Annotated in this window: 13 protein-coding genes; 4 read left to right on the top strand and 9 right to left on the bottom strand. The window is 62.7% G+C overall.

The window, feature by feature from the left end; translation table 11 throughout:
• Window positions 1–75: 75 nt before the first annotated feature.
• On the bottom strand, window positions 76–2478 hold the full coding sequence (locus ACQY7R_RS04900) for a hypothetical protein (RefSeq protein WP_428304473.1): 2403 nt from the start codon (window positions 2476–2478) through the stop codon (window positions 76–78).
• Between the two features lie 322 nt (window positions 2479–2800).
• Here ACQY7R_RS04900 and ACQY7R_RS04905 point away from each other — a divergent pair, with 322 nt between their 5' ends.
• From ACQY7R_RS04905 to ACQY7R_RS04920, 4 genes are all read left to right on the top strand, one after another.
• The gene (locus ACQY7R_RS04905) at window positions 2801–3289 is read left to right on the top strand and encodes a hypothetical protein (RefSeq protein ID WP_428304474.1); all 489 of its coding nucleotides are present in this window, start codon (window positions 2801–2803) and stop codon (window positions 3287–3289) included.
• A 151-nt stretch (window positions 3290–3440) separates the two neighbouring features.
• A complete protein-coding gene (locus ACQY7R_RS04910; protein ID WP_428304475.1) occupies window positions 3441–3641 on the top strand; it encodes a hypothetical protein in 201 nt (66 codons plus the stop codon).
• A gap of 286 nt (window positions 3642–3927) precedes the next feature.
• The gene (locus ACQY7R_RS04915; protein WP_428304476.1) at window positions 3928–4275 is read left to right on the top strand and encodes a hypothetical protein; all 348 of its coding nucleotides are present in this window, start codon (window positions 3928–3930) and stop codon (window positions 4273–4275) included.
• A 43-nt stretch (window positions 4276–4318) separates the two neighbouring features.
• Complete coding sequence (locus tag ACQY7R_RS04920; protein ID WP_428304477.1) at window positions 4319–4540, top strand: hypothetical protein; 222 nt, start codon at window positions 4319–4321, stop codon at window positions 4538–4540.
• Window positions 4541–4601: 61 nt separating this feature from the next.
• Here the strand turns inward: ACQY7R_RS04920 and ACQY7R_RS04925 are convergent, their stop codons facing one another.
• The 8 genes from ACQY7R_RS04925 to folE form a co-directional block, all read right to left on the bottom strand.
• Entirely contained in the window at window positions 4602–5846 is a 1245-nt protein-coding gene (locus tag ACQY7R_RS04925; RefSeq protein ID WP_428304478.1) for a PQQ-dependent sugar dehydrogenase, read from the bottom strand.
• Window positions 5847–5889: 43 nt separating this feature from the next.
• Entirely contained in the window at window positions 5890–6930 is a 1041-nt protein-coding gene (moaA, locus tag ACQY7R_RS04930; RefSeq protein ID WP_428304479.1) for a GTP 3',8-cyclase MoaA, read from the bottom strand.
• A gap of 15 nt (window positions 6931–6945) precedes the next feature.
• Window positions 6946–7371 (bottom strand): molybdenum cofactor biosynthesis protein MoaE, encoded by a 426-nt coding sequence (locus tag ACQY7R_RS04935; RefSeq protein WP_428304480.1) that lies wholly within the window; start codon window positions 7369–7371, stop codon window positions 6946–6948.
• A gap of 23 nt (window positions 7372–7394) precedes the next feature.
• On the bottom strand, window positions 7395–7628 hold the full coding sequence (locus ACQY7R_RS04940) for a MoaD/ThiS family protein (protein WP_428304481.1): 234 nt from the start codon (window positions 7626–7628) through the stop codon (window positions 7395–7397).
• An 8-nt stretch (window positions 7629–7636) separates the two neighbouring features.
• Window positions 7637–10642: an anaerobic glycerol-3-phosphate dehydrogenase subunit C gene (locus ACQY7R_RS04945; RefSeq protein WP_428304482.1), complete on the bottom strand. Its 3006-nt coding sequence runs from the start codon at window positions 10640–10642 to the stop codon at window positions 7637–7639.
• A gap of 330 nt (window positions 10643–10972) precedes the next feature.
• On the bottom strand, window positions 10973–11449 hold the full coding sequence (locus tag ACQY7R_RS04950; RefSeq protein ID WP_428304483.1) for a hypothetical protein: 477 nt from the start codon (window positions 11447–11449) through the stop codon (window positions 10973–10975).
• Between the two features lie 56 nt (window positions 11450–11505).
• Window positions 11506–12282 carry a hypothetical protein gene (locus ACQY7R_RS04955; protein ID WP_428304484.1) on the bottom strand — a complete coding sequence of 259 codons (777 nt, stop codon included), beginning with the start codon at window positions 12280–12282 and terminating at the stop codon, window positions 11506–11508.
• Between the two features lie 27 nt (window positions 12283–12309).
• Entirely contained in the window at window positions 12310–12966 is a 657-nt protein-coding gene (gene folE / locus ACQY7R_RS04960) for a GTP cyclohydrolase I FolE (protein ID WP_428304485.1), read from the bottom strand.
• Window positions 12967–12972: the final 6 nt, after the last annotated feature.

The raw sequence follows: 12972 nt of genomic DNA on the forward strand, positions 1-12972 counted from the left end.
CAGCACTGGAAAACTCAAGCGTGGGTTCGGACTGGTCGCTTAAGCGACCAGTCCGAGGCGCCGAGCGATTTAACCTCAACGGCGCCCGTGCCCGTGACCTCCGCCGCCACCTCCAGTGCCGACGGCGCCGCCGCTGCTGCGGAAGGCCGATGGTCCGCCGCCGCCACTCCCCCCTTGGCTGCGCATCATCTGCCCGCCCCCTGACGGTCCGCGGAAGCCTCGCATCTCAGCGCCGCTGTTGCCGCCGCCAAAGTTGCCGGAGTTGCTCGGGCCCGAATTACCCGGGTTAAATCCGCCAAACGACCTCGGTGCGCCACCTCCGCCGCTGGGAACGCCGCGGAAGCTCTGGTTCGGCCGGTCGCTCTGAATCATGCTCGGCGAACTCGCTCCGCTCGGCATCGGCACTTGGAGGTTCCGCGACTGGTACGGCATGCTGCGGACTCCCAGCTGCCCCGTCGGGCCGACTGGCTGCTGCAGGCGATTCTGCGGCATCTCGATGCGAGCGCGACCCTCCATCGTGCGGCCGCTCCCTTGCGGGAACGAGGAGTTGCCGTCGAAGTTCTGCTGCCGACGGAACTCTTGGGGGTTCCGCACGGAACGATTCGAGCGGAACGGATCTGCGCCGCCGTTCTGCGGCAAGTCCTGGCCGCCGCGAATGATTTCTCGCGACGCGCTCGGAATCCCGCCGCCGCTGCCAACCGGCAACTGTTCGCGACGTACAACCGAATTGCCCCCGCCCGTTTGGCCGTTCTGACCACCGGGAAGATTGCCGCCGCGATCGCGCATCTGCCGCTGCAAATCGCTGAACTTCATCCCATTCGCGTCGCCGCCGCGGACTGAACCGTTTGGCAGCGTCCGCACGTCGCCGCGTGAACCGCCGACAAAGCCCGGAGGTTTACCGCTGCCAACGCCCGCGTCGACGGTCGGCTTGCCGGTCGTACGCGCGACGGGCGGCAAGTTAAACGCCGTCCGCTCCGGCCGCTTGCCGTCGACTCCTTCGAGCGCCTTGCCACCGCGAATCACGTCGCGATCGACGACGCCAGCGAGTTTGCCTGGATCGTTGGGACGCCCGTTCTTCCCGCCCGCAATTGCGTCACGGTTGATCACCGCGCCCTGCCCAGGCCCGCGGCCTGGCTGGCCGCCGCGCCCGTTCTTCAAATCGTCGAAGTTCTTTGGAACGCCATTCTCGAATCCCTTGAAGCGTCCTTCCGCGGCAACTCGCGCATCGCGAATTTGCTTGAACTGGTCGATCTGACCGCGCGAACGATCAAGGTCGGCCTTCGAAGCTTGCTGCAATTTCACTTGGCCGATCTGCGAGCGCTGCCGCAGGTCGGCGGTTGTCACGAGCTTGTTGCGATGCGGACTGCCGTTGGGGCCGCCGCCAGCAATACCGTTCGGGCCACCCTGGTGACCGCCGCCAGGCCGCTTATGGTCTTGCTGAAAGCGATCGAAGTCGCGGCGGTAGTTGTTCGCCCAGTCATCCCGGTTGCGGCCATCGTGCCAGCGGTGGTACGCACAGAACGGATCGTACCCGCGACCGCGGCCGCCGTTCTGCCACCAGGGATTGTAGTGGTTGCCGTGCCAGCCGCCGTAGCCGAAGTAGTAGTGATGGTGGTGGCGGTTGATGTAGAGCGCCGAGAGCAGCAGCCCGGAATCAAGAACGCTATACGGGCGGTACGACCAACCGACGCCGCGCCACACCGGCTGCGGCCACCAAACCGGGGCGTACGCCAACCCGCGGTAGGCGAGCAGGTAGTCCCAATACCCAGAGATAAAGATCGCACCCTGCGGCGTGTAGCAATAGCGATCGGGAATCCAGACCCAGTTATTTTGCCCGGCGTACCAATAGCCAGCCCGCCAATCATAGGCGCCGCCATTCCAAGTCCAGCAACCGGGCACCCAGAAAAAGTTCGCCGCCGGCGCCGGGCTCGACGGCCCGACCTCCAGCGTCTCAGGCGGCAACGGCAGCATCTGCACCTCTTGCACTTGCTCGCCGGCCCAGAAACCGGGAACCCACTGGAACTCGGCGTCCGCCGCCGTCCAATGCCCCGGCACCCAACGCCGCCCCGGCGGAATATCGCGCCAAACGCCGCTCACCCAAATGAAATCGTTCTGATCGTCCGACCACATCCAGTAACCGGGAATCCACTCGACATTGTCGCCTTCTGGCCGGACTTCGGGCGGCAGTTCGTTGATCGGTTCCGGCGGCTCTTGCTTCACGCGGATCGATTGGCCCGCTTCGAGAACGACCGCTTCGGCGAAGGCTTCGTGGATCGGCCCCTGGTCGAGTACTTGCATCCCGCCCTGCTGTTGAGCGCCGGCCAGCGGCCCTGGGTTCGCGGGCGCGACCGCCGGTGCGGGAGCGCCGCCCGGTGCCGGGGGGGCGGGGACTTGTCCGAAAGCGCGCGTCGCAGCGATCGGTGCGAACGAAACGGCGACGAGCGCGCTGAGTGCGGTGAAAGACTTAACGACAGGCATGGCGAGATCCCCCTTCCTCGGGAGCAGCTTGTAACCATTGCAACTTGCCGCCGCTATGCATTGGGTCGGCGGCGGTAAGCGGGCGAGAACGCTGCGTCGGCCCACGACGCACCTCGCCGGCAGAGGTTGACGCAAACGAGGCGCCAACCCTGCGCAACTACAACTCTCGCGTGAATTACAGACTTTTCAAGCCCAGGAGGGCCGTGAACAACGTATCGCCAGCGATGCAGGTGTCGTCAGTTTGTGTAGGTTGGGCTTTCAGCCCGAGAGCAGCGCAAAAGACGCCCGCTCAATCTTGCCAACGCCCGCTATACTCGCCACCATGCTCTCGTACCTCCGCTACGCTCTGGCGACAGCATGCCTCGCGCTCGGCGTCGCCGCCTTCGCACTGTGGGCGAGCGGAAACTTCTGCCGATTCAGCATCGAAACCCGAACGCGGCTGTGGAGCTTCGACGCGACGCACGGGATGGCCGAGGTCTCTGCCACGCCAGTGGACCCTGAGCTTTGCCCAGTCGGCACTCCGAGTGCGATCACAGCCGGCGGCGGAACCGGCATGGGCATATCGCGGACAATCGTTCACTTCACCCTGGATGACCGTCCGATCGACATTTGGTTTCAGGAGAAACTGGCATCGAGCGGCTTGTTCGCCGCCGCAGACGGATCCGTGATCTTCCCACTCTGGTACGCCGCTCTCCTCTTCACTTTGCTGGGCGTCGGCGCTCTCCGCCTCGGGCAACGGTTTACAGTTCGCTCGGCAATCATCGCCACGACTGCCGTAGCGGGGCTACTGGGAATCGTCGTGGCGCTATAGAGAATCTGCCGCCTCACGAACCACTTTGGCAAGAATTGCCGCTCGTAGGCGAACTCCACGCAGGCGCCGATGTCAACGAAACGACTTCCTCGGCCGATCAACAGCTAGAAACCGGTTCATCCAAATTCTTGCGTCAGCTACCGTTACCATCATGTTAGCCGCCACCAATCCCGTCGCCGTAATGACCATCGCCCTTGTCGGCGGCATCGTCTTCGGCGCCTGCGGGGCGCTCATTCGCGGTAATCGCGGCTTCGCGGTCGGGTTCGTCATTGGGGCGATCTTAGTTCCCGCCGTGATCGCCGTCTTCGGCATCATGCTGGTGAGAACAGGCATCTTCGCCGTGCCCGGTTGAAGCGGTCTGGCCTCAAAAATCTGTCAGCTAATCATCAATCGTGAGTATGCCGCCGCGTAGGCCAGCGTGCCCGGATTGAGTAAAATGCGTGGCATGAACGCCCTAACCGAACAACCTTCGCGACGGAGATCACGGGCGCAACTGTGCGTTATCGCCGCCATCATCAGCTTCGTGATCGGCGGCGACTTGCTGTTCAACAGCGAATTCCGCGTTCTTGGCCTCGCAACAGCTTTGAATGGCGCCGCTAGCCTGGTCTACGGACGGCGGGAGTTTCGGAGGGCCGCCCTTGAGTCAGCAACGCCCCAAGCATGATGGCGAACGCCTCCGCGGCAAGTTGCTTCCGCTGGCGCTGCTAAGCTGCAGCTGCTGCTTACTGCTACCCGGCGCAGCCGTACTGCTACGGCTGCCCGAGAACGCGGTCGAGTTGATATTGCTCAGCTTCTTGGTGGGCGTGCTTATTCTCTCACTCCTCATCGTTACAGTGCTCGTACAAATCTCACATGCAAGGGATGGCGCACGTCATCCAACAAAAACTCCCACCGTCAACGCGATTCCGCTCATCGCGATGCTAACCGTCATCTTCTTCAGTTGGATCGGCATGGGATCGTTTGTTAGCGAGTATCTGGCTGGTTGAGATTCGCAGGCAATTCGACGCCCCCAGGAACAAGTCACGCCAGATGCGACGGATCTCGAAAGTCGCCGCACTCTTCGCCGCCGCGGCCATCTTGATTGGCGCCGCATTCACCGCGGTTCTCGGCAACGCGTGGGGACTATTCGCAACGCTCGCGATCGCTGCACTGCTCGCATTGTTTTTGATCAGCACGCTGGTAAGTTATTTTGTGCTGCCGCGCGGCGACTCCGACAAGCGCAAAGAAATGCTCGACGATCAGCGTGACTGACCGTCGAGCATTTCCGTGATGCATTCAAGCGAGGTCGAGGCGGCCGTCTCGCCGCGCCAACCTACTGCGACTCGAACTTATAAATCCCGCCCTCTTGGGTTGAGAAATAAGTCTCGCCGTCGTCATCTTCGCCGAAAGTGAAAATCGGCGTCCCTTTCTCAAGAACGAGCCGATTTGCCGTCGCCTGCTTCGTCGCCTCGTCGACCCACAGGGCGTAGACCTGCCCGGTCGCTAGGTCGCCGTACATGAAGGCGCCTTCCAGCTCCGGCGCGCTCTTGCCGCGGTAGACGTTGCCGCCAGTGATCGACTTGCCGAGGTCGTGGTGATAGTCCCACACCGGTTCAACGAGATCGGCTCGCGGCTCGCTCCCCTTGTCGCCGAACTTGTGAGTCCCTTCGCGAAGGTTCCAACCGTAGTTGCCCCCCTTCTCGATGATGTCGATTTCTTCCCACAGATCCTGGCCAACTTCGCCGGCCCACAGCGTGCCGGTCTTACGGTCGAATGCCATCCGCCAAATGTTGCGAATGCCGTAAGCCCAGTTCTCGCCGCGGGCGTCCTTCTTGCCGACGAAAGGATTATCCTGCGGAATCGCGTAGTTCAGGCCCGGGTCCTTCTTGTCGACGTCGATCCGCAAAATCTTGCCGAGCAGCGTGTTGAGGTTCTGCCCGTTGCCGTGCGGATCGCGGCCCGAGCCGCCGTCGCCGAGGCCGACGTACAGATAGCCATCGGGACCGAACACGAGCGTGCCGCCGTTGTGATTCCAATACGGCTGCGGGATCTCCATGACAATCTCTTCGCTCGCTGGATCGGCCTTGTTCGGGTCGTCCTTCGAGACGCGAAACCGCGAGATGATCGACTTGCGATCCTTCTCGTTTTTGTAGTCGTTCGTGTAGTAGACGAAGAACTCGCCGTTTTCCTTGAACTTCGGATGGAACGCAAAGCCGAGGAAGCCTTCTTCGTTTTCCTTCGGCGCTGCGTAGTGGAGGCGATCGGTGATGTCGAGGAACGTCCCCATCTCCTCGGCGTCGGGCTTGTTTTCAATCACATGGATCCGCCCTGGCTGTGTCGCGATGAACAACCGGCCGCTGCCATCGCCCGCCCCGGTGAGCACCAGCGGCCGCAGTTCCTTCGGCTTGCCTTCGTCGACGCCGGTTACATCGTCGGGCCAGAATAGGTTCGGAAACGCCTCGACCACCTTCACCGACTTGAGCGGCGATTGATCGACCTTCGAGCGGTCGATTTCGGCGGAGGCGAACGACGCGACGCCCATGGCGCCGAGGCAAACAATCGTAGCGGCAAACTTCACGGGGGAATTCCTCATGAGGTGAATCGTAACTTGAAGACTCTCGTCATCCGCCGATTTGGTACATCGCCCGCTCGGGCTGATGAAAATCGCTCCGGCCGACGCCATGCGCGGCGGCTTTCGCGGCGACCGACTCGCGAACCAGCGTCCGCAAATCGTCGTCGCTCCCACCGTTGCGAAGAACGCGGCGGGCATCCCGCTCGACCGTCGAGAACAGGCAGTTTCGCACTTGCCCCTCCGCCGTCAAGCGGAGCCGATTGCAATCGCCGCAGAACGGCTCGCTAACCGGGTTGATGAAACCGATTTTGCCGCCGTCGGCGAAGCAAAAATCGACTGCCGGTTGACTGGCATTGTCGCGCGGCGCGACTTGCAGCGGGCCCCAGCGATCCTCGATAACGCGGCGAATCTCAGCGCCGGTGAGGACCTGCTCGGTTGACCAATGATGCTCGGCGTCGAGCGGCATAAATTCGATAAACCGCAACTCCAATTTGCGGTCTCTAGCAAAACCCGCGAGCGGAATAATTTCGTCCTCAGTCAGACCGCGAATCGCAATCGCATTGAGACGAATTTCGTCGAACCCTGCCTCTTGCGCCGCGGCGATGCCGGCGAGCACGCGATCGAGTCCCTGCCGCCGCGTGATCCGTTCGAACGTCGCTTCGCTCAGCGTGTCGAGGCTGATGTTGATGCGCCGCAAGCCTGCTGACTGAAGCGCTGCAGCTTGCTGGTCGAGCAACATGCCGTTGGTCGTCAGCGCTAAGTCGCGGATGTCCGGGATTGCCGCCAGCATGCGGACGAGTTCGGGCAAGTCGGCCCGCAACAGCGGCTCGCCGCCAGTGAGTCGCAGCTTGTCGAGGCCCAGCGGCACGAGCGCGCGCACGAATCGCTCGATCTCCTCGAACGTCAACAGTTCCGCCCGCGGCCGGAAGACGACGCCTTCGGCAGGCATGCAGTAGAAGCAGCGGATGTTGCACCGATCGGTGACGCTGATGCGGAGACTTGTATGCCGACGACCGAACGAATCGACGAGCGGCGGCAGTTTCCCTGCCGTCGCGTCATGATCCGTTGCATGGTGAATCGCCGTTGACATCGTCTGTCGCTAAACCTATCCGTTTATGTTCGTCGTCGGATGAACCCATTCGGCCCCGCCGTCCGCCCAATGCTCTTGTTTCCAAATCGGTACGCTTTCCTTGAGCGTATCGATCAACCACCGCCCCGCATCAAATGCATCGCCGCGATGCGGACTGCTCACCGCGATCGCGACGCTTGCTTCGGCCAGCGGCACCTCGCCCAAGCGGTGCACGATGCTGCAATCCACCAGCGGCCACCGCTCGCGTGCTTGTTGCTCGAGCCGCTCCAGCTCCTTCATCGCCATCTCGCGGTAGGCTTCGTAGCTCAGCGTCGCCGTCTCGCGTCCCTTGGTGAACTGCCGCGTGATCCCGAGGAACAACACCACGGCGCCTGCCTCCGGCTGCTGAGCCGATTGCAGGAGCGCCGTCGCGTCGATCGGGTTGTCGGTCAGTTGAATCATTTGTAATCAGGGCAATCTCAGCGCTACCCGCCGCTCACCGGTGGAATCAGCGCCGCCGTATCGCCATCATGCAACCGCGTTGCGTCCCGCGCATACTCTTCGTTCACCGCGATGAGCGACCGCTGCGCCAATTCTGCAAGCGCCGGCGCCGTTGCGCATAACACGACACGCAGCGCCGCCACGTCCGCCCCGGCGGGCAACTCGATCGGCAACTCGCCGCACCCCGCCAATTCCCGGGCCGCGGCGAACAACTTCACCGTCAGCCTCATCTTACTACCAGCTCCTGCGCGGGACTATCAATCAACTGCCGCAGCTCGGGCATCAGCCCGTAGGCGAGCGCGACAAGTTTCACCGGATGAAGCGTCGCCATCGACGCCCCCTGCTCCATCTGAATCCGACACGTGCTGCATTCGGTGACCCCCAGCCGGTAGCCACCCTTCCGTAATTCGGTGATCAGTGGCAAGCCAATCCGCAGACTCGTCCGGTAGTTTTTCTTTTGAAACCCAAAGAGTCCCGCCGCGCCGCTGCAACCTTTTTCGATCAGCCGCAAGTCGAGCTTCGGAATTAGCCCCATCAAGTTGACGCTCGGCACGCCGACCTCGAGCGCTTTCACATGACACGGCGTGTGATAGCCGACGGTCATCTCCAGCGGTTGAAAATCGAGACGCAACCGCCCCTTCTGATGGAGCCGCCACAGATACTGCGTCGCTTCCATTGAGTTCTCGGCCACTAGTCGCACGTCGGAATCGTCGCCAAGTAAGTGAGCATACTCGCGCTGCAGCGCGAGAATCGCCGACGGCTCCGTCGACACGATCGTGTACCCCTGCCGCACCGCCTCGCTGAGCATCGCCACGTTGCGCTCGGCAAGCAACCGCGCGGGGCCGAGCGCTCCCTGCGAGATCATCGGCATCCCCGCCTCGTACTGGCGGTCGGGAATGTAAACCGAGACGTCGTTGTGCTCAAGCACGGCGACAAAGGCCTTCGCCAACTGCGAATCGCAGAAGTTGGCGAACGTGTCGACGAACAGCAGCACCTTTTCGCCTGGATCGCGATTCGGTTTGGCCAGGCGCGCTTGCGTCGAGGATTCGAGGAACGGCCCGCGCGTGAACCGCGGCAACTTCCGTCCCTGGGCGATGCCAAGCGTTCGCTCGATCACCCACCGCGCCCAGCGGCTGCGAATCGCCCAATTCGCGATGTTTGGGAAACGCGACGCGTAGCCGCACAGCACGTCGATGTTCGTGATGAACCAATCGTGCAGCCGCAGCCCGTTGACGGCGACGTACGAACCCTTCGCTTCCGCCATCAGCTTCGGCACGTCGACGTTGGCCGGACACTCGAGCCGACACATGTGGCAGTGGATGCAGAGGTCGCAGACTTCTTTCACCGCTTCCTCAAGCACCGCCCCCGCCGGCAGCGCGCCGGTGAGAATCGCCCGCGCCAGGTTCGCCTTGGCCCGCGGCGACGCTTCCTCGCGCGGCGCGGGGCGAAACGTCGGGCACATCCGCGACTCGGCTTCTTGCGTGCGGCAAGCCCCGCAACCGTTGCACATCCGCGCCGCGTACGTCATTTCGTCGGGACGCCAGTCGAGTTGCAGCTGAATCAAACTCGACGGCGGCCGCTTGAGCGAACTCGACTGCGGCGGCGCGTCATCGACTTCCAGACGATCTAGTAGCGGGAACGTCACGCGCCGCAGCGGCGTTTCGAGCGGAACCGAATCGGCCGGAATCTTCTTGCCCGGATTGAGAATCCCGCGCGGATCGAACAGCAACTTCACCTCGCGGAACGCCGCCATTAACGGCCCGTGTTGCCCCGCAGCATACGGTGTCCGGCTATACCCTTCGGCATGCTCGCCGCTGATCGTGCCGCCCACTTCCCAGGTGTAGCCGTACAGCTCTTCCGCTAGTTCGCGGAGCTTCGGCACTTCTTGGGGGTCAGTAAGATCGATGAACGGCCGAATGTGGAGCTGCCCGTGCGCCGCATGCCCGAAGATCGACGCCGTCACCTGATGCCGCCGCAACGTTTCAAGCGCCTTTTGCAAGAAATTCGGCAGCGCCTGGGGCGGCACCGCAATGTCTTCCACGAACGGGACCGGCCGCGATGAGCCACGCAAGCGGTAGAGCGTCGGCACGTAGCGCCGCGCTAATTGCCAGAGGATGTCGCTGTCGAACGGATCTAGCGCCAACTGAGAACTCGACGCCATCCGCCGCTGATCGACGAGCAGGTGCTCAATCTCGCGCAACGCCTGCCGCACCTCCTCCTCAGATTCGCCGCCGCATTCAACGAGCAGCACCGCCTCGGCCTCGGCGGGAATCAGGAACTCGTACCGCGGATTGCTCTCTCGCGCGAGACTCAAGTGCCGGCGATCCATCAGATCGCACGCCCGCAGCGTGTGCATCGAGAGCTCCGCCGCCGCCTGGGCCGCCCCGGAGAGCGACGTAAAGAACAGCAGCATGCTGCCGGTGTGCTCCGGAAGCGCGACTGTCGCGAGCGTTGCTTCGGTGACGATCGCGAGCGTCCCCTCACTCCCGACGAGCAGTCGAGCCAAGTCGATCGTCCCCCGCTCATCGGCGTCATTCGACTTCCACAAGTCGTGCAGGCGGTAGCCGCTACGATCGACGAGACTGCGCGTCCGCCGCTCATCAATCGCATGTTGATGCCGAGCGATGATGTCAGCGACTCCCGCCGCCAGCGCGCCGGCCGGGTCATCGCGCCGCTCGGCATCGACGTCGGGAACGTGTTGCGACAATCTCGTCACTTGCCCGTCGGCCAGCACCACTTCCAACTCACGCACATGCCGTCGCGTCGAACCATACGCAGGCCAGCGGCTTCCTGACGCGTCGAGGGCCACGACGCTTCCCATCGTCGTCACTTCAACGTTGGCCGGATCGGGCCCAAACATCCGGCCGCTGCGGGCCAGCCGATCGTTCAGCTGCGCCAGCACCACGCCCGGTTGCACGACGACGTGGTCTTCGCCCACCGAAACAATCCGTCGCATATGTTTTGAGAAATCGACGACGATGCCGCGTCCGAGCGAATCTCCTGCCAGCCCCGTGCCGGCGCCGCGCGGGAAGAGCGGAATCCCGCGCTCCGCCGCGTACCGCACAATCGCCACCACATCGTCCCGATGCCGCGGCAACGCCACCCCCAACGGCGGTACTTCGAAGATGCTCGCGTCGCTCGCGTACATCTGCACGAACAAATCGTCGCAGTGAACGTCGCCATCGAGTTGCCCCCGCAGGTCGTCACGGATGCGAAGCTGTTCAGCGTCCATAGGGCGATTGCGGCGGCAGAGGGAAACTATTAACCACGAAGGCTGGAAGGCACGAAGAACTCACGAAGGGAAGAAGATTCCCCGCGAATCACACGAATGGAACGCCAATTAATAAATGAAGAATTCACTCCGCACGATTGAAAATGAATTGGAAAGCTATTTTATTGAACTAAGCCACGCTGAGACCAACATTTCCGCTCCGCCCCGCGGCAGCATTCTTGCTAACTCTATTTATTCCCATTAGCGAAGATTGGCGTCATTCGCGGGCCAAGTTCGTCTTTCTTCGTGCTCCCCTTCCCGTCTTTGAGCCTTCGTGGTTAGTCCCCACAACTAGGAAGGCCGAGAAGAAGCCATCTCGCTCGTCCGCGCCGCGATCTGTCGATACTTCTCGTGAGTTTCCAAATTGAAATGCCCGTGTGTTTCCATCTCTGCCACGCCGCGGTATTGGGCGCCGCAGCGGTAACACATGAGCGCGTTGCCGACGAACATGAACAGCAGCAGGTCGGCCAGCGCTGTGGCGAACAAAATCCCGAACGTCCACGCCAGGTTCGCGTTGGCCCAGGCGATCGAGCTGCCAATGACGCCAATCGCCACGAGCAGCACACCCAGCCGCTGCGGAAAGTCTTTCCGCATGTAAAGATCGTGGCTGGGGCAGACAAGACACCGCCGCACCCGCTCGCCGCTCACCGCTCCCTCCGGCAGCGCCACCTCGTGCCGGCACGCCGGGCACGCCAGCGCCGTCGTCCGTTCGTCGAACTCGTGACGAACGGCGCTGTCGCAAGAGCTGCAGGCGTAGGTGACGTGCATCGCTGACCGCGCGGGGGAACGGGACGCCTCGCCCTCTTGGCCAAGGCAAACTGCCATTATACGGGGTAAACCGACTCGGCAGACAGTAGCAACGACATCGTTTCGCCGACAAACGTCCCGATCACGGCGACGTACAGAATGCCCGTGGCGCTTTGCGTATTGGGGATTTCGAGCGTTTTCCAGGTCAGGTAAATCAGCACGATCACACCGATCAATCCGAACGACCACCGCAGCAACAGGAAGAGCCAATCTTGCGTGCTGAGCGCTTGTGACGACGCCTCGCCAACGAGCCCGACGCCGCAGAGAAGCGTCTGTAGCGCAACCGCCGCCGCCATCGCCAGCAGCAGTTCGCGCAGCGGCGCCAATTGCATTCCCGGGGCGTTGAGGTACCAGTGCCCCAGCAACATCGCCGCGGTCGTTGTGCCGAGCAGCAAGCCCGAGGTGATTGGCTGGAGAAATCGCAGCCACTCCAGCACGGCTGAGGATTTCGCCGCTGCTCCCGTGACGTGAAGGCTGTCGACGCCGCTCATCGCGGCCAGCGCTCCCACGGCGCCAACAATCGCCACGCCATACAACAGCGCCACGCCAGCCCGCGGCTTCTCGTAGAGCCAGCAAACGGCGCCGACATAACTCAGCACCGCCGAACCAATCGCCCAACCAAACGCCGCGGGCGCCGCCACGCGACTGAGCAACGCCGCCAGCGCCGAGAGCCCCAGCGTCACGTAGAGGTGGTTGCGAAAGTACCCGCTCGTCACCAATCGCGGCGAAGCGATCGTCATCCCCGCCGCGAGGCCAAACGACAGCCGCAGCAGGAATTCCGTCAGCAACGCCATGCGTTCCCCGCGGGCTAGGCGTTCAGCCTACTTACCGCCGTAAATGAGATTCATCACTTCCGACCGGCTCGAAAGGTTCGAGCGGAACAGCCCCTTCATCGCCGAAGTGACGCACAGGCTGTCCGGCTTCCGCACGCCGCGGATCGACATGCACGAGTGGGCCGCTTCGATTACCACCGCCACGCCTTTCACGCCGAGTTCTTCGACGAGCAAGTTGGCAATCTGCTCGGTCATCCGCTCCTGCACTTGCGGCCGGTGCGAAATCTCTTCAACGACGCGGGCCAGCTTACTCAGGCCAACGACCTTGCCGTTGGGGACGTAGCCGATGTGGGCCTTGCCGATGAACGGCAGCATGTGATGCTCGCACATGCTGTTGAACGAGATATCCTTCACGAGGACCATCTCGTCGTACTTCTCGGTGAAGAACTTCTGCAGATGGATCCGCGGATCGGTATGCAGCCCGCTGAACAGCTCGCGGTACATCCGCGCCACGCGAGCCGGAGTTTCGCGCAGGCCTTCGCGATCGGGATCTTCGCCGACGGCGAACAGAATTTCGCGGACGGCCCGCTCGATGCGCGGCAGATCGACCTCGTGCGAGGTCGCGTTGTCACCTGGTTCGTCGAGTTCGCCCGACAGACTGCCGTGGTCGACAGACTTGCCGCTGTTCGCTTGCGAAGCGCTCATCAATAC

Source organism: Lacipirellula sp., from assembly GCF_965279485.1.
Lineage (GTDB): Bacteria > Planctomycetota > Planctomycetia > Pirellulales > Lacipirellulaceae > Lacipirellula.